The organism is Citrobacter sp. MGH104, assembly GCF_001034485.1.
Lineage (GTDB): Bacteria > Pseudomonadota > Gammaproteobacteria > Enterobacterales > Enterobacteriaceae > Citrobacter > Citrobacter freundii.
In genome coordinates, this window is the sequence record NZ_KQ089818.1 from 1 (window position 1) to 23,665 (window position 23,665).

A 23,665-nucleotide genomic window follows, 5' to 3' on the forward strand; every position below is an offset into this window, starting at 1 on the left:
AAAGACGTCCTGGGCCAGTGGATTACGGTCTGTGACCAATGACGGCACCGGAAACGTCGTTATCGGACACAATCCACATTGGTGCGCATAATGTATATTATGTTAAATTGAATCTGAACTGTATTAGGCTTCTAACCCCATGGACCTGTTCAGTCTTCGCCCCTTCTGATTTCTCTGTCGAATAACCAATCATGAAGGTCTGAGCAACAAAGTTCGCTCCTGCAGTTGAAATGCTTTGAGCACAAGCACTCTGGATGCAAACGCTATACAGAGTGCAATCTCAACGGTTTAACGCTGACAAAACACCGACGGCGAACGGCTGGTATAGAACTGCCATGTACTGCTATTGAGTCGCAATATGCTGAAATAAAATGGTTCTTTGGGTTTAAGGAAAAAATCTGGCAACGTTCTCGCTAACAATGGATGAATGTTAGTGCCACCGGAACTTGAAGCGACATTTCCGGATTCCATAAAGTAATCATCATCCTTGCGGGTAAAGGTAAACCAGACATTTTGATTTACCGCCAGCTTTTCACCGTTATTATCAGTGATTTTTCCGCGTAAAATAGCCACCCCATTGCTGCCATTAAAAACGTATCTGACTGAAATATCACCACGAATATCTGGATACTCCATTACTAATTCTCCGGAGCAATCAAAATGTGACCGCTGCCAGTTTTGTAACGTCATCGTGACTGCAATTGTTAACGCTACTGCTAAGATGATGCCAACACACCATTTTATATTAAGTCCCCACATGTCTGGACTCCGCGAAATAATAATGGGTCACACAATCATTATCCTGCCAGCGGCTAAATTGCTTTCGACAAGTTAATGCGGAGATCCGCGGGAAATTAGGATACAGCGTGAGATAAACCCAGGGATAACTTTGACAATCCAGCGTATTTGTTTTGATAAACTGCTGGTGCTGATCAAATTTAAGCACATCCTGATTGACGTACCAGTGGCATCCCTCCCCTACGCCTAAAGACACATAGCGACTGAGTTTGGGATCAAACTGTGCCTCCCAGGTCACTATTGCGGCTATAACGCAACACACAACACCCGCCAGAATCCAGCACAGTGAGCGCATACGCAGTGATTTTGTCACTGTATTTACCGGCGTTACCGATGGCGTGACAGAGAGATCGCTAAGCGGTTCTTCAATCTTCTGTTCCAGCACTTCCAGTTGTGGCTCCAGGCGGATTCCGACTTTCGGTACGGTTACGATAAGTTCTTCATTCAGGCCAAGTTCTTTAAACGCGCGACGCAGCAAGGAAATATTCTGATAGAACGTATTATTGGTGACCTGCGCACCGTTAATATACCAGACATGCTCAAAGAAATAATCACGTTCAATAACCTGCCCCTGTTGTTGAATTAATAATAGTAAACAACGGGTTGCCGGATTGCTTAATGTTATACGTTTGGTCTCATCTGATTTCGCGTAGAGTACGTTCCGCTCTGGCCAGAATACAACGGTACTGTTAAGCAAAAACACGTGTGCCATTATGTTCCCTGAATATGGATTTTTGTCAATTTAGCTAGAGCGAGCACTGCCAGCGTTAATTTACGACAGTTGAAAATCCCCAACGATTTCCTTCATCGTTAATCACAGTAAAGTCTATCTTATTATTCAGCATTTCAGGAGGTGCTGACTTAAAAATTACCTGCCGGGAACGCGGTGAAACCACTATTCCAGTTATGGAATAGTCTCCTGAAGTTACATTAGCCAGAGATATGTTCCAGGAACTCTGATTAACAGCGTAAATCCCCCCGTTTTCATGGTGAAAACTCAGAAGATTGATGCTTTTTTCAGTCAACACGCCTGTATTTTTCGGTCTCCATAGGACTTTTAGCTGATTTCTTAACGTTAAGCGCACTTTTTCACCAGTTAGGCTATTTTTCAACTCCGCTGGAACCTGGTACACGTTGAGCCAGAATAACGACTCATAATCGTTGGCAAGCCCCGCCCCAGTCGTCATCACCTTTATCTCTCGTTGTTCACCGGGGAGAATTTTTAGCACCGGGGGAAGCACGATAAAAGGCGAACTGGCCTGAGATGGCCCTTTCTCTGGCGTGCCGTCATCTACCCAACTTTGAACCACCACGGGATAATTACCGTCGTTGACTAACATCACCGAGCGTTGAGTCTCTCCGTGGTTGAAGATGACCCGAGTAGTACTGATGTTAACCGCCGCATGTAGGTCAAATGCCAACATCCAGAGGCTACTGAATACGCAATAAAACTTGTACATGTGACTGGTAGCCCCCCGCCGTTAACGTATCTGCACCAAAACTTGCCAGACGAGCTTCGAAGCTTTCGCTGTAGTAATTGATGCCATCCTGGCTGCCATTTTGCTGCGTATTGCTGCCAATGACTGGCATCCAGCCGCCTTCGCTACCGCTGCCGACAGTTGATACCGCCATAAAATTCACCGGACTACCCGCGCGGTAAACACGCACGCCAACGCCGCGAGCCCGCCCGGGAGCGCCATATTGCGTATCTAATAGCCAGGTTACGGTTTTACCAGTAATCAAATTAAAACCCCAGGCGCTGTTGACGCTGCTTTCCGGTGCAAGCAGCCCCATTGCGACATTGCTCTTCCCGGTCGCCACACCGGAAACCACCGTTGATTCGCAGGCAAATCCTATCTGGAAGGGCGCTGATGAATACTCCCCCTGCTTGAGCTGGGCCACGGAAATTGGCGGCAGATGCACAACGGGCGTAAAATCGGTAACCTGACACATTGCTGCACGTTTGACGAAGATCCCGTTATTGTACAGGCTAATCACTGACGGCCAGTCATTCGCCCAGCCAGCCCAGTTTCCTCCACGGTGTGGCTGACCTATCTTGATACCCCACGAAGTTGTACCGGGCCCACGAAAAACCACGTAAGCATTGGGATTCACATAACTATTGTAAGTAGCAGACTGCGCCTGGTTGGCGTAGTAGCGTGTATCCAGCGTTTTAATCAACTCGGCACTTATCGTCGAGAAGTTCTTGGCCTTAATCAGGAAGTTGCCATTGGTATCAAGATCCAGGTTTTCCAGTGGGCGTTGCTGCCAGCTGTCGGTAAAGACGCTGCCTGTCGCATCGTGCGTCAAGCGTAATGCGACGTTTTTCATGATGGTCAGATACGCGCCAGGTACATCCGTTGCTTCATACCAGCCAGCCACGGTGTCATCGCCGTTAGTTGACCAGGCTTCATAGAGTTGCCCGGCTGTGTCCGGTGTACAACGGAAAAATACCTGCTCAGGATCGTAACCGCCGCCTTTATGGGCATAAGTGGTAAAAGGGATCCCGCCGCTGGAGGTCAGGATCGTCCCTGCCGGCTGAAAACTGCTATTACTGGTGATATCGACAGACTTACTCAATCCCGGCAATAGCCCGTTCCAGGCATCGTTGCCGCCACCGGAGCGCCAGTCATTGGCAATGCCGTCCGTACTTGCACTAAGCCTGTGCGTGCCTTGTGCGCCACTACTTCCTGATTTATATGGATAAATAATGTATTCACAGGCGGCCTGTATCTGACAAGAAAACAGCGCCAGCACCAGAAAAAATAGTCTCATGAGCGCCCTTTTGTTACGCAAGCTACCGTTAATGCAATTAACGGTTCTGTACGTTGTTGTTGGTTAAGTTTCCACGGCAACGAACAATCACTGCTTTCCAGCATCAATAGTCCCTCTTCTTCTTCAACGCGGGCATATACCTGGTTCGCCTGGGCAACCATCCCGACTACACGACCTCGACCGTCGGTCACAGCCGCTCCCATCGGTAACGTCACGTCACTCTTCACAGTGATGAGTAACGGATAGCCAGAGAGCGTTGCAAAACGCAGTTTTACTGCGGCCCCCGCCATTGGCGCAATGCGCCGTTGACTCTCCTGGAGCTCTGCGTTGGTGTTCATTCCGCTACCGTCGAGAGTCACATTGTTAAAGCGATAAGGTGTCAATGAGGGGACCAGCGCATAACCCCCACTGTTCACAGTTGCACCCTGGCCGCCCCCGACTCTGGCTCCCGCAGCGCCTGGCGCTTCCACCAGGGCAAATGTGTCGCCAACCCACGGGCCGGCAACAATGCCATGGCGATGTACAACGAGCGCCCCGCGTACCCCTGCAGACCATTGCTGATAGTTTTGTGACTGTGAGACGCTGCCGTTTAGCGTGCCGAAAGCCGTATTTTTTTGCAGTGAACCACCCCAGTCGGTCACGCTGTTTGACTCACCTTGCCCCTGTTGCCAGCCAGTGGACAGCGCGTAATTAAGGGTTTCATCCTGATCAAGCGCACCAGACAATGCCAACTGTGCATTGCGCCCAGCCTGTTGAGCCTGACTCGCCGACAGCGCCAGCGTATGCTCACGTTCACCTATACCCAAAGGCATTGAGAGGGTAAGCGTTGCCATGTTTTCTTTTTGCACTTGTGAACGGTCGCCGTTACGCCACCAGGTGTCCTGTCGGCTGAATGACATACCTAACGTCATTCGTCCAAAGGTGGTGTTATACCCAGCCTGCAACTGAGTGCTGCTACCACGGTCACTGTAGTAATCCATCATTGATCCCGACAGCCATAGGTTTCCGTAGCTGCTCAACGTTTGGTTCACCGTAACGGTAAACTGGTTTTTTTGACGCAGCGTATCCGAGCGCCATTGCGCATTGCTTCCGCTGACGCTTCGCTCACCCAGAACGTCACCGTAGTCACGATACCCTTCTGTGGAATAGCGATAACCCGCCAGCGCGACGTGAGTTCCTGTCGGAGTGAACGTTTTGCTCCAGTTGGTTTGCAGCCGCCAGCCACTCATGGTTTGAGAAGCAATCCGGGCCCGCGAACCGGTAACATCGACACCAAAAGCGCCCATCGACGTTGCCAGAACGCCTCCCATCAGCAGTGCCTGATAGTCGTCGCCGATCCGCAAAGCGCCATTAGCGGTCAGGAGATTCGTCATCCCGCGCTCCAGCGTGAAATCGGTAAACAGACCATCGGCCGCGCTGTAATCCCGGGTCTTACCTGCCACCAGACCGTAGCGCCAGACGCCGGGACGCAGTGATAAAGGTACGCTGGCATATGGCACGGTATAGCTACTCTTTTTGTTATCGGCGCCGGTGATTTCAACTTGTAAATCACCGTCCCAGGCTGTATTCGGCAAATCATCGAGTACAAAAGGGCCTTGTGGTACGCTGGTTTCGTAAAGCGTTCGACCATTCTGCTTAACCACAACGCGTGAAGGTGTAGATGCCGTACCACGAATTTCTGGGGCGTAGCCGCGTCGCGACTGTGGCCACATTCGTTGATCGGTTTCCAGTTTGACACCTGTAAACGCCATGCTGCCAAGCAGATTTCCCGAGGTGTAGCTTTCGCCTACCGTCAGTAAACTTTCCAGAGATGCGACAGGGTGTTGAAGCCAGGTTTGCAGCGCATCCCAACGTTGGCTTTCTCGATCGCCATCGCGCCGCCAGTTGGCAGACGACTGTTGGCGAAATTGCCAACTCCCCATGTTGAAGCCGCTGCTCAGTCCCAGCCAACCATAATCACTTTGCTGACCGTTATTTTTATTGTGATAGGCGTGCAGATTGTAGTTACTGAACAACACGCTCTCGCCGCTTTGCCACTGCGACGGCGGTACATAATCCATGGGGGTACGTTTTAATGCCGCCTGAGGAACGCTGAGATTCAGACGCAATAAGCTCTGGTCAAAATCCCAGCGTCCACCGCTGATCCGAGCTTCAGGGGCGAAGCAATCCTGCGCTTGTTCCGACGCTGCTGTTACGCCCTGTTCATCCCAGAATTTCGCCGGAAGACAGGGTTCGGTACGCCCTGCTGTATTCTGGCGAAACAACACATCATCCCTCCCTACATACCGTCCATTGAGCCAGATATCGACGCTATAACGTCCCGCGACCACCGCATCCGGATCGTTGAGCATTGCCAGGCTTTTTTCGTAACCACTCCCAAGCAACAATGTTTCGTCAAAGGTGTAATTGCTGGCAAAAACAGGCATCGCAGCTGGCAAAAAAAGCCACCACCAGCGTGGATTAGTTTCGGACATTGTCCTGTTTCTCCAATGCCACGCGCCCGCTTAATGAGGCTCCCTGATCGTTAATCCAGCGCATTTGCGCGTCGTTCAATTGCGAAATTTTTGCAGGCCACGACATTGTCGCCCACGGTGCGATCGTTTCGCTCTGAATGCGCTGTTTTTTTCCCGCACCTCTGACGTCAAGTGACGAGAGCGCAAGATAGAAACCACTGTTATTGCGTAAATGCAGCTTGCCATTCTGCAGCCAGACCCGGCTGGTGTTCGCCATCTCCAGCGGCGAACCCACCAGCCCTTTGGGTCTTACCAATACTTTTACGCGACTACGTACCAGCACCAGAAGCTGGTTATCGTTTTGCGCATCCTTATTTATGGGCGGGATCTGAATGAAGTTAAACCACCATAGCGATTCCCTGTCCTGTGCAACGGGTTTGCCGATGTAACGCAGCCGCACAGTTTGCCCCGCGTGGGCCGCCATCCGAAAGACCGGTGGAGTGGTGACAAAAGGAGCGGCCGCAGTTTGTGGTACGGATTGTGCATCGCCATCATCAAGCCAAACCTGAACGACACCAGGGACGTCGCCGCGATTAGTTAATTGCACACTGACTTCCCGGCTGTCTGCCGGATAGATTATCCGGTTGCCGGTCATCACTATGCTTGCCTGCACGCAGAAGCACATCATCATTCCAACTAAACCAATAGCCAATCCTTTCATCACGCAGATCTCGCTTACAAATAGGAAATGGCGTATTGCACAGTGCCGACAACTGTCCCGGCGGTTGCTCCACCGTTCGGGCTAAAATACTGCACGGCAAAGTCGTGCTCACCGGACGTATTTCCGGCCGCAACGGTGATTCCTGCAATTGGAGTTCCAGTACGCAAGTCAATCGGCGTAGTGCCCGCGCTATCGGTCAGTAGTTGTAATTCAACATTTTGCGCTGTACCCGTATTAGCCAGGTTTCCACGCTCGGTCATATTATTTGCAACGAAGACGGTTTTAATATCCAACGCATTAGAATCAACAGTACAACCAGTAACGCCGAGGGTGAATGTTGTCAGGCCTGCTGAAGATGCTGCTGCTGCGAGATCGCTTTTCGCAACCGACGGCAGTAATACTACCGGCCGTGCATTTACACCGTTAACCGTGACCTCGCAAGTTTGTTCGGTCACTTCGCCTTTAAAGGTGATGGTATTTGCTGAATCAGCATACGCTATCTGCGCTAACAATAACGCAAGGCCACCAGCTGCAAATATGTAACTGGTATGAGGATTATTGATTTTCATATTGTCTGTCCTTAATTAATAAATACATCGGTATCGTAATAAATAATTCAATAGTCCCTCTCCGCTGAGAGCGGAGTATTTATTGAGGGATACAGCGACGCCAGTAATGTCTTATGACTCCGTAGGATTAACCCTACGATGACTGCTAGTTTAAGAATAATCCCAGAGATTAAAACCTTTGTTTTCTCAAATCATATTAGGTCGGTCTTAAATAAGATCTAAATCTCGATGCTATCGATATAACTCATTGTTTATATTAAATTTTACCTACAGGCATAATTTCCTTAAGAAAAATTTTCTTAACCCGAATTAAACACGATAAAGACCATATTCATCACAAGTTAATGCAGCCATAGCCAACCTTGTGACCGTTTAGTCTTAAAGTTAACCTTCGTTATTACCCGTGTTCGTACTGGTGTTAACATAACTTGCCCGGGTTAATTCAACCTGGCAAAGTAGCACATAATTTTAAGATGAGAGGAATGTTTAACCGAGATAACGTTATATTTTCCTCATAAATTGAAGCTTCAATGCAGTCTACTCAGCGTTGTCTTCGGTGTAAAAATAAATTGCCACCCCCCTAATGTAAAGAAATGAAAATACAATCTTATTCATAGAAAAGTATGAGTGAAGTCGGCAAAGGAAAAACCATAGTTATGATCATCACAGAAATGTAATGTGAGAAAAAAACAACACATCTAACCCTTACTACGCTCAAACTTGCGACGCAGCAGACCTTGAATATGCCTGATAATTCAAGAGAGCAAGTGTGTCTCTTGCACACAAATAGCAAACTTTTAAACCTGCGACTACATTATTTCGCGATGTGAATATCCACGAAGATGACGCTAAATACGTCATTGATAATCTGAGCATTTTATTAAATGGAGTTGTACAAGCAATAACAATCAAGCACTAAATACGACTCATTCTCACATGTTTTTTATAAACATGAGAACGAATGATGATAGCTAATACAAGTAAAGATAGGGGTAATGACTTATGGCCTCACAATATGACTTTACTGTCACCCTGCACGATCTTGCTTTTATTCTTAAGCAGATCAAAATATCCGAAGCGGCAACTAACCCAGACGGGAGCGTTAATGCTGAAATGCTTCGGGAATTAGTCTCCAGCCCACTCTTGCCCTATGGACTTCGCACGGTAGATGGTTCATGGAATAACCTTTTACCAGGTCAGGAATTATACGGCTCTGCCGATCAGACAATGCCGAGATTAACCGCATTAAACTGGCAGGATGCGGATCAAATGACCAGTTATATCCAAATTGGTGGCACTGTTATTGATGCCGACCCACGAATAATTAGCAATTTAATTTCAGACCAGACGGCCTCAAACCCGGCCGCGCTGGAGGCTTTTAACGCATTAAAAGATGCGCCCGGCGGCGGGACTGTTACTGGGGATGGCAGCTTATCCATTCCCAATCAGTCTCCCGATATCGGTCTCTCCCCTGCTTTTAACGGCTGGATGACCTTCTTTGGCCAGTTTTTCGACCATGGTCTGGATCTGATTCCGAAAGGAGGCAACGGTATCGTTTTCATTCCGCTCCAGCCCGATGACCCTTTATATGTTGAAGGGTCGTCGACAAACTTTATGCTATTAACCCGGGCAACGGTGGATGAAAATCGAGAGACAGTAAACCTGACGACCCCCTTCATCGACCAAAACCAAACCTACACCTCCCATCCTTCACATCAAATTTTCATCCGCGAATACGTCATTATTGATGGGAAACCTGAGCCTACCGGGAATTTATTGGGTGGTGCGAACGGCGGACTGGCGACCTGGGCCGACGTTAAAAACCAGGCTGAAACCCTGCTTGGCATTAAACTCACCGATCAGGACGTGTTTAATGTTCCCCTGCTGGCAACGGATCGCTACGGTAATTTGATTTTAAGTGAAAACGGAAAGGTACAGATTGTTACCACCGGGGGGCTGGTTGAAGCCAACGGAGGCCTGTTACCCGCGGAGACGTTCCGCACCGGTCATGCGTTTCTGGATGACATCGCTCATACTGCCGTGCCAAAAGCTGGTCTGCTGGCAGATGATGACAGCGCCATCGGCGGAGAAGGACCGCAACCGGCAGGAACCTATGATAACGAACTGCTCGATCGCCACTTTATCACCGGTGACGGGCGCGGGAACGAAAATATAGGTTTAACTGCGGTGCACGCCGTTTTTCACAGCGAGCATAACCGCCTGGTTGAGCAGTATAAAACCACTCTGCTGGAAACCGGCGATATCGACCTCATTAATCAGTGGTTGATGCCCAACCACCAAATCACGGAATTACCTGCCGATACCAATACTCTGGTATGGAACGGTGAGTACTTATTCCAGGCAGGCCGCTTCTCCACGGAAATGCAATATCAGCACCTCGTATTCGAGGAGTTTGCCCGTACCGTACAACCTGCCGTCGATCCGTTTGTCTTCTCCAACACGGCGGATATTAACCCGCTGATCTTTGCAGAGTTTGCGCATGTTGTTTACCGTTTTGGGCATTCAATGCTGACAGAAACCGTGGCGCGTACCGACATTGATATGCAAAGCGGTGATATTGACCTGATTTCAGCATTCCTGAATCCGGTAGCATTTAATCAAATCAACGGGGCCACCGTCACGGACGATCAGGCTATCGGCGCAATCGTGCGTGGTATGACGCGTCAGGTGGGTAACGAAATTGATGAATTTATTACCGATGCTCTGCGTAATAATCTCATCGGCCTGCCCCTCGATTTAGGCGCGCTTAATATAGCCCGTGGCCGTGACACCGCAATGCCGACGCTGAACCAGGCCCGCGAGCAGTTTTTTGCTTTAAGCGGCGATAGCCAACTGAAGCCTTATACCAGTTGGGCTGACTTCACTACCTACCTGAAAAATCCCGCTTCAATCATTAACTTTATGGCCGCCTATGGTCAGCACGAACTGATCCTCAACGCTACCAGCCTTGAAGGTAAGCGCGCAGCGGTTAACTTCCTGTTATTTGGTGATGCTAACAATTCCCCGCCTGCGGATGCGATGGATTTCTTTAACAGTACCGGAGCGTGGGCAACCAAAGAGACCGGTCTGAATATGGTCGATTTCTGGATTGGCGGGCTGGCTGAGCGCAAAAATGAATTTGGCGGCATGCTCGGCTCAACCTTCAACTTCGTCTTTGAAACACAAATGGAAATGCTTCAGGACGGTGATCGTTTCTACTATCTGAGCCGCGTTCAGGGGCTGAACTTACTCAATGAACTGGAGGCCAACTCGTTTTCCGCGCTGGTAATGCGTAACAGCGATCTTGGTGATGAGGGTTCCTCCCACCTGCCCGCTAATCTGTTCCAGACACCGGACCATATTTTTGAAGTGAACCGCGTGCTGCAAACGGAAATCGACCCGAAATGGGGTAATCCGCTGAAAGATCTACTCTCGCCGTTGTTGGTGCGTCGCGACCCAGGGGTGGATGTTGACGGCGATAGTTTTGCCGGTGGTGGGTATCTGAAATATACCGGCGATGGGCATGTGGTGCTTGGTGGGACGGCTGGCAACGATACGTTAATCGGCGGTAAAGGGATCGACAGCCTGTGGGGCGATGGCGGAGATGACCGACTGGACGGCGGTGACGAAGCAGATGTGGTCCATGGCGGTGACGGTGATGACATTATTACCGATACCGGAACGCCTGTTGGTGATGCGGACTTCCTGCATGGCGATGCCGGACATGACGTTATCTTTTCCGGTAACGGAAACGATCTGGTCTTTGGTGGCAGCGGCAGCGACTTCGTGGTGGTCGGCGAAGATGCGCAGGAGGTCTTCTCGGGTCAGGATAACGACTTTGCGCTTGGTGGCTCGGGTGGTGATTTCCTGATGGGCAACGAAGGCGATGACTGGCTGGAAGGCGGCGACGGGTTTGACACGCTGGCGGGTGACAACTCTGAGTTGTTCTTCAACAGTACCATTATCGGTCACGATGTCCTCAACGGTCAGGGTAACGACACCGACTACGATGGCGAAGCCGGTGACGACATCATGGTTCAGGGCGCGGGGATCCAGCGCAATAATGGCATGGCCGGTTTCGACTGGGCTATCCATAAAGGCGACCCAAATGGCGCTAACTCTGATCTTGGGATCCCTATTTTCGTCAACCAGCAGGAGTTTATTCTACGCGACCGTTTTGATCTTGTTGAAGGGCTGTCGGGCTGGAAACACGACGATATCCTGACCGGAACAGAACAGCCGATAGGTACTGCGCCTGTTCAGGGCGTTCCCCTCTCTAACAACCTGACCCAGGAAGGTGCGGACCGGATCAACGGTCTACAGGCTATTCTCGGCGTAGAGCGTTCTACAAATCCGGACGCGGTGCTACTGAACCCTGATGATGGTAGCGATATTTTACTCGGCGGTGGTGGTAGCGACCGCATTATGGGTAAAGCTGGTAACGATATCATTGATGGTGATGCGTGGCTCAACGTTCGTATTGCCGTTACGGGTATGGCGGGACTCACCAGCGCCGAAGGTATGGCCGAACTGAAATCGTACATGCTGGCCGGCACGCTGAAACCGAATCAACTGTCGATTGTGCGCGAAATTCTGCATGAAGGTAACGGCACGGAAACTGACGTCGCGGTGTACCGTGATGTCAGCAGCAACTATGTCTTTACCCGTATGGCGGACGGTAGCCTGCGCGTCGATCACGCTACGCCGGATGCCACGCTGAACCTGAATGATGGCATCGATCGTCTGTTGAACATCGAAAAACTGGAGTTTGGCGATGGGAAGCAGCTGTGGGTGACGGGGCAACAAGCAACGGGCGATCTGACCATCAGCAATCCTAACCCTTCGGTGGGTGACCTGCTGCGCGTCAACGTGGCGAACTTGCTGGATGGTAACGGGCTGGCGGCGGATGTGGCCATCACTATGACCTGGCAGGCATTCGTCAACGGCCAATGGCGAGATCAGGCAACAGGCGTTGAGTTCAGAGTGCCTGGCGCTATTCAGGGCGCACCGTTGCGTGTGGTCGCCAGTTTTAACGACCGCATGGGTGACGCTGAAACCCTGGTGTCGGCACAAACTCAGGCAATCCTCCCGCGCAATCAGGCCACGACCGGTGTGCCAGTAATTAACGACCTCACCCCAACTGAAAGCCTGACGCTGACCGCGGTGGTTTCAGGCATTTCTGACGCTGATGGTCTGAGCGGCGGTAATTTCACTTATCAATGGAGAATGAGTTCGCCAACCGGATTCGTCAACATTAACGGTGCGACATCCGCTACCTATACGCCGGGCCAGGCTATGGTCGGCAGAACGTTGCAGGTGGTCGTTACCGTCGTCGACGATGAAGGCAACCCCCCTGTTGTCCTGACGTCGACCACCACCCAGCCTGTGGGCGATCTGATTGTTGGTACCAACGGGGCTAACACCCTCGTCGGTACTGCCTGGAGCGATATCCTGCGCGGTGAAGGCGGTAATGACACCTTACTTGGCGGTGCAGGTGACGATCTGCTCATCGGCGGTGCTGGAAACGACAGCCTCTCTGGTCAGGCGGGACAAGATATTCTGCAAGGTGATGCCGGTAACGACACGCTTGATGGCGGGCTTGGTGCCGACAGTATGACCGGCGGCGCGGGCGATGATACCTACATCGTTGATGATTTCGGTGATGTGGTTATCGAAGGTGTGAATAGCGGTACGGACGTTGTCCGAACCAGCCTCAGCAGCTACGACCTCACCGATAACGTGGAAGAACTGGTATTTACCGGCAACGGCAGTTTTATCGGTACCGGTAATGCCATTGCAAATACCATCACGGGCGGTTCTGGTAACGACTATCTGTTTGGTATGGGCGGTAACGACCAGTTGTTTGGTGGTATCGGGAATGACTTCCTCGATGGCGGAGATGGCGCTGATAACCTGCAAGGTGGTGTTGGCAACGACGTCATGATTGGCGGTGCGGGCGCGGATATCCTCTCCGGCGGTAGCGGGGACGATATTCTCAATGGTCAGGAAGGTAACGACATTCTGGACGGTGGTACCGGGAGCGACATCTTCGCCTTTGGGGCCAACTTTGGGCAGGACCGAATTACCGGTTTTGACAGTAACCCCAACGGCGGACAGGACTTCCTTGATCTCGTCTTGTTAGGTATCAACGCGGGTAATTTTGCCAGCAGCGTGTCTATCACCGGAAACAATGGCAACACCATTGTGACTATCGGTACAGACACCATCACATTGGTGGGCGTCAATTCGACCACCGTGAATATTGGTGACTTTTATCTGGAAATGCCCACTACCCTTGCCAGCAACAATGGCAATAGTTCATTGATCGTATAAGGAGAAGACTATGTCGCGCCAGCATACGCCAACAGAACTGAATGATGCATTAAAGGGAACGAAACCCACTTTTCTGATGCTGCTGTTTTTTAGTTGTGTGATTAATATGCTTATGCTGGCGCCGGCAATTTATATGCTACAGGTTTACGATCGTGTGCTGGTCAGTAAAAATACCACCACGCTGTTAATGTTAACCTTATTGATTGTCGGCTTGTACATCGTTATTGCCATGATTGAATCTGCCCGCGCGCAGGTTATGGTCAGGCTTGGCAACAGGCTGGATATAAAGCTAAGTCAGCTGGTCTTTAACGCAGCCTTTAAAAGAAAGATGGTTACCGGTGATAACAACCCGGCGCAATCTTTAGCCGAACTGGATCAGATCCGTCAGTTTCTTTCCGGGAATAGTCTGTTCGCCTTACTGGATATTCCCTGGACGCCGATATATCTGTTCATCGCCTTTTTGGTCCATCCCCTGCTGGGATATCTTTCTCTCGGCGGAATAACGTTATTATTTATTCTGACGCTGGTATCTGAAATCTCTACCAAGCGCCCGATTCAGCAAGCGCACGCCTTAACCATTAACAATGCCAGTAAACTGAATAAACAGCTGCAAAACGCCGATGCCATTGAAGCGATGGGGATGCTTTCGACCCTGAAGTCCAACTGGCAGGAGCAACATAACAAAGTGCTGGCGCTACAAACACAGATTGCCGACAAAACGGCCGGGTTAAGCAGTCTCAGCCGCTTTGTGCGGGTATTGCTGCAGTCGATTGCGCTGGGCGCCGGGGCTTTACTGGTGATCGGCGGCCATATTACCCCGGGCTTGATGATTGCCGCCTCGATCATTCTTGGCCGCGTCCTCAACCCGGTAGAACAAGTCATTGGCAGCTGGAAGCAGTTCGTGCAGTTTCGTAGCGCGTGGCATCAGCTCTCAACCTTGCTGAAGGAGTATCCGGCGCCGAAAGAGGTACTGACCCTGCCGCGTCCGAATGGCAACATCAGCGTCGAAAGCGTCTTCGCTGCAGCCCCCGGCCAGCCTTCTCCGCTACTGCGTAATATCTCATTCCAGCTGGAGCAAGGTGAAGTGCTGGGGATTATCGGCCCTTCAGCCTCAGGAAAAACCTCGCTGGCAAAGGTTCTGGTTGGTGTCTGGAAACCGTTATCAGGGAAAGTCAGATTAGATGGCGCAGATATATGCCAGTGGGATAAAGCGCTGCTGGGCCCGTCTATTGGCTATCTGCCGCAGGATGTGGAACTGTTTGACGGTACCATCGCACAAAACATTGCCCGCTTCGCGCAGAATGACAGTGAGCTTATCGTCGCCGCCGCATTACTGGCAGGCGTTCATGAGATGATCCTGCGCTTGCCGCAAGGTTATGACACTCTGCTGGGCGCAGGTGGATACCAGCTCTCCGGTGGGCAGCGACAGCGCATCGGGCTGGCGCGCGCCGTGTATAACAATCCTGCGTTTATCGTGCTTGATGAACCGAATGCCAATCTTGACGACGCGGGCGAATTTGCACTCGTTAAAGCCATCAATGCTCTGCGTACCCAGGGACAAACCACAGTCATTATCTCACACCGCCCGACGCTGCTCGGCGTGGTCAATAAGGTTTTGCTGCTTAACGATGGCGTTATACAGGAGTTTGGTACCCGCGATCAGGTTTTTGCCCATTTGCGTCAGGCCAACGTACTGAAACCGGTGGCTACGCCTTCTCCATCCACGACTGAACAGCAACGTGAGGCTTGATGATGAAAAAGAACCCCCACAACACGGCCTCTGCTGGCGTAGATACCAATATCTGGTCGCCGATTATCCGGGGCGTGATCGTCATTGTGCTTGGTGTCGGTAGTTTTATCCTCTGGGCAGTGCAAGCTCCGTTAGATGCGGGCGTGGTCGCCGATGGTACGGTTACCGTATCGAGTAACCGCAAAACCATTCAGCATCTGAGCGGCGGTCGGGTAACCGATATCTTTATCAAAGAAGGCGACTTCGTGAAGAAAAATCAGGTCCTCGTCCGGTTGGATAAAATGCAGCTTGAAATGCGTTTCAGCGCGTTGAATGCCCAGTATATTTCTGCAAAAAGTATCGAAGATCGTCTGTTAGCAGAACGCGATGACCTGGATGTGATCCGCTTTAATACTACGCTGACGCAGCAATTCTCTGGCAATAAACGGCTATCAGAAGTCAGAAATCTGCAGGCTAAACTTTTCGATACCCGTCGCAAAACGATTCAGGATGAACTGTCGATGATTCAGGAGACGCTCGATGGTCTGGTTGGACAGACGGATAATCTCAATAAAATAAAAGGCTATCGCGACCACCAGTTTTCTCTGATTAACCGGGAGTTAGGGGCTATTCGGGCGCTGAGCGAAAAAAACTATTACCCCAAAGCACAATTACTGGTGCTGGAGCGCGAGGCAGCAGAAATATCTGGCAGCGTTTCAGAAGATATTCTTAACATTGCCAAACTGAAATCGCAGCAGAACGAATTAAAAATTAAAGCCTACCAGGTGCGTCATCAGTATTTACGTGAAGTTGAGTCTGAACTGACGGAAAACCAAAAAGAAGTGGCAATGCTGGAGGATGAATTGGTATCAACGCGTCATGAACTGGATAACACCGAGATCCGCTCACCGATTAACGGTATTGTGCTGGATGTTAAAGTCAGTACCGTGGGCGGCGTCATTCAGCCTGGAGAACATTTGATGGATATCGTCGCCGGCGGACAACCGATGCAAATTGATGCCAAAATACCCGTACATGCCATTGATAAACTGGTCCCCGGTTTAACTGTTGATGTGCTGTTCCCTGCCCTTAACCATGCGCTGTTACCTTCGGTTCCGGCCCAGGTTCTGACTATCTCTGCGGACCGTTTAATTGATGAAGCCACTCAGCAGCCTTACTACCTTGCGGAAGTACAGGTTTCAGCAGAGGGCGCGCGTTTGCTGGGCGATTACAAAATTAAAGCGGGAATGCCCGCCAGCGTGACGATCAAGACCGGTGAACGAACCCTGATGAGCTACCTGTTTAAACCGTTGATTGCCCGTCTGGAACTGGCTTTTAAAGAGTATTGATCCATCCATTGCCGGTATGACGTACGGCTTGTCGCGCCATACCGCTTTCTGCCGTTGCTGGCAGCTTTGCTTTCTTGTAACCTTCTTCCCGTCTCACTACTGACAAAATCTGGAACCACTGAACTGGACTTCATATGAATGCTCATAATTCTAAAGACCCTTTACATGGCGTGACGCTAGAAATGCAGGTCAATGCCCTGGTTGAACGTTATGGTTGGGCTGAGCTGGCGCAACGCATTAATATCAACTGCTTTAAAAATGAACCGAGCGTTAAATCCAGTTTGAAGTTTCTGCGCCGTACGCCGTGGGCACGGGCAGAAGTAGAAGCACTGTACCTGGACTCTCTACATGACCAGGCCTCAAATAACACTCCCGAACCGGCCTTCGATCCCTGGGCTAACAGCCGCAATAAGAAGAAATAAGAGCAAAATCAGATGGCAGCATCCGGTTTCTTTTCAGGAAATTATCAGAAAAAACTGGCGAAGATTATCGCCCGTTCTCGTGCCAGACTACCGCTGACCAACATGAAATGGTTTGCTGTACTTGTGGGCAGTATGTTGTTACTTGGCAGCTGTTCTTCACAACCGCCCGGCCCCAAAACCACTCCGCAACCTCCGGTGAGCAAACCTCAGCAGAGTAAGGAGCCAGTGCGTGGGATCTGGCTGGCGACGGTTTCACGTCTTGACTGGCCGCCGATCTCATCTGTGAACATCAGTTCACCTGCTGTACGCATCAGCCTGCAGCAAAAAGCGCTGACGGATAAGCTGGACAACCTGAAACGACTTGGTATTAACACCGTTTTTTTCCAGGTTAAGCCCGATGGGACCGCATTGTGGAAGTCAAAGATTCTGCCGTGGTCAGATACCCTGACCGGCACGATTGGCCAGGATCCGGGTTACGATCCGCTGCAGTTTATGCTCGATGAAGCGCATAAGCGCGGAATGAAAGTTCATGCCTGGCTTAACCCCTATCGCGTGTCTGTAAACACCAAACCTTCGACGGTCACTGAATTAAACAGCACGCTGTCACAAACACCGTCCAGCGTATACGTTCTGCATCGGGACTGGATCCGCACCGCGGGCGAGCGTTTTGTGTTAGACCCCGGTATTCCCGAAGTGCGTGACTGGATAACCAGCATCGTGGCGGAAGTGGTTGAGAATTACCCTGTTGACGGTGTGCAGTTTGATGATTACTTCTATACCGAGTCTCCTGGCTCTGCGCTCAATGACAGCCAGACGTTCAGAAGATACGGCCAGGGATTCGCTTCCAAAGCTGACTGGCGCCGCGATAACACGCAACGGCTGATTGCCCAGGTATCACGGACTATCAAGAAACTCAAGCCTGAGGTTGAATTCGGTGTCAGCCCTGCGGGCGTATGGCGCAACCGTTCGCACGATCCAGCGGGCTCCGACACGCGCGGTGCGGCAGCGTATGATGAGTCTTATGCCGACACCCGCCGTTGGGTGCAACAAGGCTTGCTGGATTACATCGCACCGCAACTCTACTGGCCTTTTGCCCGCGACGCAGCGCGCTACGATGTACTGGCAAAATGGTGGGCAGATGTAGTGAAATCAACCAACACTCGCCTCTACATTGGTGTAGCGCTGTATAAAGTCGGTGAACCATCGAGAAAAGAGCCAGACTGGACGGTCAAAGGCGGTGTGCCGGAACTGAAAAAGCAGCTCGATTTAAACGAGACCGAACCGTACATTAACGGCACGATCCTGTTTCGCGAAGATTACCTTAATCAACCGCAAACGCAGGAAGCTGTGACCTATATTCGCAATCGTTGGGGACGTTAATGGTTGTTCTGAGCGGGAAGCCTGAGCCAGACGCTCACGTAGCGGGTAAATTTCCCCACAAAAATTCCGGCGAACATGCCGCCAGTAATGATAGCCAGGGCGCTCATTGCGGGTTGACGTAAAACGTCGGGGGAAATGGCGTTAAGTACGCCAAGTACGTACTTAACGCCGAATGCCATCAGCATAAATGGCAATGCGGAATAATCTGCCGGACGGTGAATACTCCGTGGTGCGCTACTGCGGCTCAAACGACCGGGGTTAATTAATATGTAGCCAATGATTGCGCCGCTGAGGATACCTATCGCCCACTGAATATACGTAATGAGGGTCGGGTCGCGATAAGTGATTAAATCGTAGATATCCCAGACTAAAAAAATAGCGGGGATCAGCGCCAGCTTTTCCAGCGTGACAGTGGCAGGTGTTCTGGCTTTAATCCCTCGATACAGTAGAAAGGCAAACAGCAGATACACCCAAACTGGCGTGTTTTTCAGCATATTCACGACAAATTCAGCCATAACGTTGCCTCGCTCAGATTTAATTCTTCGCTAAGTGTAGCGGCTGTCTCTGCATCACAGGGACATTAACCGGCGGACATTATCATTAATCTGTTTCTGTATCGTATTCAGCGTAGTTTGTGTTATCTGATCGGCGTATTTGTCTTTGGCTGTAACGCTTAGCGCTGTTGCATGGTGGCAGATCTTGTCGATTATAGCGTTCACATGCTCAGCTGATAGCTCAGCTTCCTGTATGCCAAGCTGCTGCAGGTGCTTTCTTTCGATATCCAGCGCTTCTCCCAGCACGTCCATTTGGTGATACCCGCCGGGTCCTTCGCACCAGGTCACGTCGTAAGCCGGAGCCAAAGTCCAGTTTCCTGCGGCTGACATTAAATAGGCAAAGTTTTTGGGATGGTCATCACGGTTGTTAAATGCCACGTTGAAAACCACGCGTTCGAACGCTTTCGCTTTTTCTCTGACATCATTGGTACAAATCTGTGTGGCGCGCAGAAAATCCCGGTAATCTAAAGCACCGGGTATCTGGTAATTTGCACCGGTAAATGCCGCCAGGCTCTGCATAGGAATACGGACCGGCTGGTCACGGTCGAAACGGCGGGTAGCAAATGCCGCCTGCCCGTCAGGCAGATTAAAATACGCGGTATCAGGCGTAGTGATCCCACATTGCCGCAAACATTCAGCATATACCGCTTCGATGGCACATACCTCAGCATGCTCATGCCTGGCAGGAAATTTAATCAACCAGCTTTCGCTCTCCGGGAGGGGCGCAGTGGTGAACTTTGACGTGACACTGTCACGATAGAGTAACGCTTTTGGCCTGGCCCCTTGCGGTGAACCGCCCATCTGGAGCAGTTTTTGCAAGAATTCCCCGCCTTCGCCGCTCAGGACTTCCTGAACCTCAGATGCCAGTTGTTCGAGAGGAACATCCTCTTTTGAAAGCGTCTCGACATCTGACTGAACGGGCCGGAACGTCATGGCGCCCATTGCGTTATTGCCGACCCAGGTTAACCTCTCCAGAGGTCCTATGCGCGCTGCGTTGAGTCCACGGCGTTTAAATAAACGATCCATCAACAGCATACCCCAACCATCAGGTAGCGAATCGTACACGGGTCCTGGTAATCCCAACTGATGAGCCGGGAAATCCCTGCGTAAACGAGGACCGTTCAGCGGTAACCTTAACCGGGACAGCTCCAGCCCCTTACGTATAGCGTCTTCACTGTATTCAAAGGCGATCAACGGGCGTCCGGTCAGGGCTGAGGAAGACACCAGTTTTCCCCACAACCATTTTTCACCCCAGCCTTCATAAAAGACATCGACTTGCTCAGGCATCAGTATTTTTCCTTTTCACCCGCTGGCGTGCCGCGCTCTTCTCGTAACGCAAAATATCATCCAGACTGTCGATCCTGGGTTTGAACAAGCCTTCCAGCGCGTCACCATAGCCTAACACCATCGCGACTTTGACCAGATTCTCAAATCCTACATTTTTACCTGCCTCCAGATTCGAAACGGTATTCACACCGACACCTGAACGCGCGGCAACATCTGCCTGCGTCATTTGCTGCGCGAGCCGTTCCTTACGCAATCTGTCGCAAAGTAGTTTGACGATATCGGCTGCTGTATTGAGCGTTAAATCCATAATATTGGCTCTTATTGGAATAAAAACGACTTTACACCCAATATTATAGAGTTAAGCGGAGAATGATTCAAAGTTTTGTAAGACACAATAAAGAGGAGTTAAATCGATAAATCGTGGTTAAGCGCCATTATACTGGAGTTATCCGGGCACAATGTTTGCACCCGGATATCGTGTCGTTATCAGGCCACTGAAGGCTCAGGCAATCTGAATGACGAGACCAGCAACGCCAACTGCTCCGCCTCCTCTTTCAATGCCTGTGTACGTGCGGCGGCATCATCAATTAATGATGCGTTTTGCTGAACGGTGCTGTCCATTTCGGTAACTGCGAGCGTAACTTCGGAAACACCTTTACGCTGTTCTTCACCCGCAACGCGTATTTCCCCCATCAACTGGCGTACCTGACGCACATTGCTGACCAGTTCTCCCAGACGTTCGCCGGCAGTGTGAATTTGCTGACTTCCGCTACCAACATGAGAAACGGATTCATCAATCAACGCTTTAATTTCCTGGGCGGCGGTGGCACTACGCTGAGCCAGCGTGCGCACTTCGGAGGCCACGACGGCAAACCCTCTGCCAGCATCACCCGCTCTGGCGGCTTCAACCGCGGCATTCAGGGCGAGAATATTGGTCTGGAACGCAATGCTGTCGATGACCGCGACAATTTCCACCATTCTGCCGGATGAGGCGCTGACGTTATCCATCGTAGAGATAACGCCCTGCATCACATCACCGCAACGGTTGGCCGTTTGCGCTGTGTTATCGGATAGCTCATCCGCCAATTGTGTATTACTGGCGTTTTGATGAACGGTCGCATTTAACTGCTCCATAGCCGCTGAGCTCTCTTCCAGCGCAGCGGCCTGCTGCGTTACGCGAGATGAAAGCTCCATATTACTGTCAGCCAGGCTAACGGCGTTATTCGCCACCACTGTGCTACTGCTTCTGACGGTGATCAGGATGGCCGAGATTTTATCGACGAACAGGTTAAACGCCTCGGCGATAGCCGAAATCTCATCTTTGCCGCGAACATCCAGACGACGGGTAAGATCACCTTCTCCCTGCGCGATGTCATCAAGAGCCTGACGAGTATCATCGAGACGTGAAATTAGTCGACGAACCACCAGCCATGATCCCACCAGCAACAGCGTCATGATAGGGATCAATACCTCCAGAACGTCCTGCATCATCACTTTGGCAAGACCGACAATACGTGATTCTGGTGTCACAAGCCCTACGACCCAGCCGGTATCTGGCATCGGGAACAGCATGACCTGTGACGCTGTATTCAGGACGAGATCATTTTCCAGCGTTATGGTCTTCACCCCATCTGTCGGGCGCAAAGATTTCAGTCCATTTTGCACCGGGATAAGCCACTGCGCGCTTTGCGCCAGATCGTTAATGGTTTTATGTTTGGCCAGGTCGGCCTGCGGGAAATAGAGAATTTGTCCCTGCTTGTCTACCACAAACGCGTAACCGCCAGTACTGTTGCCCTGCTGCTGCATGAAAGTTGCGACGTTATCCAGACGGATATCGGTGGTAGCGACACCGGCAAACTTGCCCGCCTGCTGATAAGGCACGCTGCATGTCACCATGTTGACGCCTGAACTGGCATCCTGGTAAACATCAGACCATAGGCAGTTGTTTTGTGATTGCCCTTTGGCGTGCTGATACCAGCTTTCATTGTGGTATCCGCTTGATCCTTCGACGTTATAATCGTTGGAATAGACAAGCTTTCCTTCGGCATTACGCGCCCAGAAAAAGCTTCTTTTCTCCACACCTGCGGTGAAGGCGTTTGGTTCTGGCCAGATACCACCGCCGGTAATAATCGAGTCTTTACCTTCACCAATCAGATGCGGAACGACGCTTTGATACAGAGATTCATCGTTAGGCAACACTTCAGCCAGTCGCGACAGGCTGACTGTCTCACCTTCAATTCGGGACAATACAGTACTCAACTGACGGGTTAAACCTTGCCCTGTTTCTTCGATCAGGGCGGTGTTGATTTCAACGACGCGCGGCTGACCACGCCAGAGCATAATCACCACGATAACAATAGTCGTTACTGCAAGCAGCAGAATGCCGCCGATGGTTAAACGCGTTGAAATACGAGTAGGATACCAGGCCATACAAACTCCTTCTGCAAAAGGCTAACTTTTATCCAGTATCGGCACAGGCGTTTATATCTTTATAAAGTTTTCTTAAGTATTGCAAAACAAATAAGTGACAACGTCACAAATAACAAAACCCAGCACTTTGGCTGGGTTTTAATAACGGCTTAATTTTATTTAGATAATTCTTTTTTGATTTCGTCTTTTATTTTACTTAATTCGCTCTGCGGATGTTTCTTACAAAGTTCAACGGTCAGAGGAACTGCAGTCGTAACGGTTTCGTTATAGTCTACGTAATCGCCACCTTTGAAGTCTTCGTCTTCATTGAGCACCCAGAAGGCCACCGGAGCCATAGTTTGTGGGTTCAAATCAATAAACTCTTGACAGTTCATGCCTTTCGGAGTCACTTCAGTTTTAGCGTTATCTGTTGCTGCATTGACGCTGACACTGGTTAACAGCGCTGCGACCAGAATACCTGCTGTAGAAAGGGAGAATTTATTCATTGTAGTACTCCATGTATAATATAAATAATATCTACACTTGCGCTTAACACCGTTAATGTAGCTCGCGAAAAATAATACCCCTATCGTCATAAGAATAAAGATTGGTGTTATTGATATGGCTGAAATTTATATTTTCAATTACTGATTCTTATGTCTTAGGGATAAATGTTGCCCACAATGTGATCGTTCCGACGAAATCAGCAGATTCATACCCCGCTTCCTCTGCCGTTGCACCAAAATTGAACTACGCTGCACAAATGTTGATCATTAGTTAACGAATTTGAGTTGAATTTTAACAAAAACAGCCAGCATGCTGCTGTTACTGACATGGCACGCGTCGTGCATTGTTAATTCGCTAACAGAGATACGGAATCTGACAG

17 protein-coding genes are annotated in these 23,665 nt (G+C 50.4%); 5 read left to right on the top strand and 12 right to left on the bottom strand.

Annotated features, from left to right (window positions below):
* Window positions 1-288: 288 nt before the first annotated feature.
* From SK34_RS00005 to SK34_RS00035, 7 genes are read right to left on the bottom strand one after another with little or no spacing between them, the layout of a single operon-like run.
* The gene (locus tag SK34_RS00005) at window positions 289-759 is read right to left on the bottom strand and encodes a hypothetical protein (protein WP_048232031.1); all 471 of its coding nucleotides are present in this window, start codon (window positions 757-759) and stop codon (window positions 289-291) included.
* The gene (locus SK34_RS00010) at window positions 746-1,510 is read right to left on the bottom strand and encodes a winged helix-turn-helix domain-containing protein (protein WP_016150238.1); all 765 of its coding nucleotides are present in this window, start codon (window positions 1,508-1,510) and stop codon (window positions 746-748) included. The genes SK34_RS00005 and SK34_RS00010 overlap by 14 nt, the downstream gene beginning before the upstream one ends.
* A 55-nt stretch (window positions 1,511-1,565) precedes the next feature.
* Entirely contained in the window at window positions 1,566-2,222 is a 657-nt protein-coding gene (locus SK34_RS00015; protein ID WP_048232033.1) for a fimbrial biogenesis chaperone, read from the bottom strand.
* A 7-nt stretch (window positions 2,223-2,229) separates the two neighbouring features.
* A complete protein-coding gene (locus tag SK34_RS00020; protein WP_003843660.1) occupies window positions 2,230-3,573 on the bottom strand; it encodes a fimbrial protein in 1,344 nt (447 codons plus the stop codon).
* Window positions 3,570-6,047: a fimbria/pilus outer membrane usher protein gene (locus SK34_RS00025; protein WP_048232035.1), complete on the bottom strand. Its 2,478-nt coding sequence runs from the start codon at window positions 6,045-6,047 to the stop codon at window positions 3,570-3,572. The genes SK34_RS00020 and SK34_RS00025 overlap by 4 nt, the downstream gene beginning before the upstream one ends.
* Window positions 6,034-6,747, bottom strand: coding sequence for a fimbrial biogenesis chaperone (locus tag SK34_RS00030; protein ID WP_231588752.1), 714 nt, complete (start codon window positions 6,745-6,747; stop codon window positions 6,034-6,036). Before SK34_RS00030 ends, SK34_RS00025 begins: the two co-directional genes overlap by 14 nt.
* Window positions 6,748-6,761: 14 nt before the next feature.
* Entirely contained in the window at window positions 6,762-7,316 is a 555-nt protein-coding gene (locus SK34_RS00035) for a fimbrial protein (RefSeq protein ID WP_080941992.1), read from the bottom strand.
* 1,002 nt (window positions 7,317-8,318) lie between these two features.
* Here SK34_RS00035 and SK34_RS00040 point away from each other — a divergent pair.
* From SK34_RS00040 to SK34_RS00060, 5 genes are all read left to right on the top strand, one after another.
* Complete coding sequence (locus SK34_RS00040) at window positions 8,319-13,649, top strand: peroxidase family protein (protein ID WP_048232039.1); 5,331 nt, start codon at window positions 8,319-8,321, stop codon at window positions 13,647-13,649.
* 10 nt (window positions 13,650-13,659) lie between these two features.
* A complete protein-coding gene (locus SK34_RS00045; RefSeq protein WP_016150245.1) occupies window positions 13,660-15,399 on the top strand; it encodes a type I secretion system permease/ATPase in 1,740 nt (579 codons plus the stop codon).
* Window positions 15,399-16,727: an HlyD family type I secretion periplasmic adaptor subunit gene (locus SK34_RS00050; protein WP_174329792.1), complete on the top strand. Its 1,329-nt coding sequence runs from the start codon at window positions 15,399-15,401 to the stop codon at window positions 16,725-16,727. The genes SK34_RS00045 and SK34_RS00050 overlap by 1 nt, the downstream gene beginning before the upstream one ends.
* Before the next feature lie 134 nt (window positions 16,728-16,861).
* A complete protein-coding gene (locus SK34_RS00055) occupies window positions 16,862-17,149 on the top strand; it encodes a VF530 family protein (protein WP_003019974.1) in 288 nt (95 codons plus the stop codon).
* A 12-nt stretch (window positions 17,150-17,161) separates the two neighbouring features.
* Window positions 17,162-18,529 (top strand): glycoside hydrolase family 10-like protein, encoded by a 1,368-nt coding sequence (locus tag SK34_RS00060; RefSeq protein WP_048217714.1) that lies wholly within the window; start codon window positions 17,162-17,164, stop codon window positions 18,527-18,529.
* On the opposite strand, the gene SK34_RS00065 is transcribed toward SK34_RS00060, so the two are convergent.
* The 5 genes from SK34_RS00065 to hdeB form a co-directional block, all read right to left on the bottom strand.
* On the bottom strand, window positions 18,526-19,044 hold the full coding sequence (locus SK34_RS00065) for a hypothetical protein (protein ID WP_003836260.1): 519 nt from the start codon (window positions 19,042-19,044) through the stop codon (window positions 18,526-18,528). The genes SK34_RS00060 and SK34_RS00065 overlap by 4 nt on opposite strands.
* Before the next feature lie 54 nt (window positions 19,045-19,098).
* The gene (locus tag SK34_RS00070; protein WP_048232042.1) at window positions 19,099-20,370 is read right to left on the bottom strand and encodes a type II toxin-antitoxin system HipA family toxin; all 1,272 of its coding nucleotides are present in this window, start codon (window positions 20,368-20,370) and stop codon (window positions 19,099-19,101) included.
* On the bottom strand, window positions 20,363-20,677 hold the full coding sequence (locus SK34_RS00075) for a helix-turn-helix domain-containing protein (protein WP_003836258.1): 315 nt from the start codon (window positions 20,675-20,677) through the stop codon (window positions 20,363-20,365). Before SK34_RS00075 ends, SK34_RS00070 begins: the two co-directional genes overlap by 8 nt.
* Window positions 20,678-20,856: 179 nt before the next feature.
* Window positions 20,857-22,800: a methyl-accepting chemotaxis protein gene (locus SK34_RS00080; RefSeq protein ID WP_048232044.1), complete on the bottom strand. Its 1,944-nt coding sequence runs from the start codon at window positions 22,798-22,800 to the stop codon at window positions 20,857-20,859.
* Window positions 22,801-22,955: 155 nt separating this feature from the next.
* Window positions 22,956-23,285: an acid-activated periplasmic chaperone HdeB gene (hdeB, locus tag SK34_RS00085; RefSeq protein WP_003019999.1), complete on the bottom strand. Its 330-nt coding sequence runs from the start codon at window positions 23,283-23,285 to the stop codon at window positions 22,956-22,958.
* Window positions 23,286-23,665: the final 380 nt, after the last annotated feature.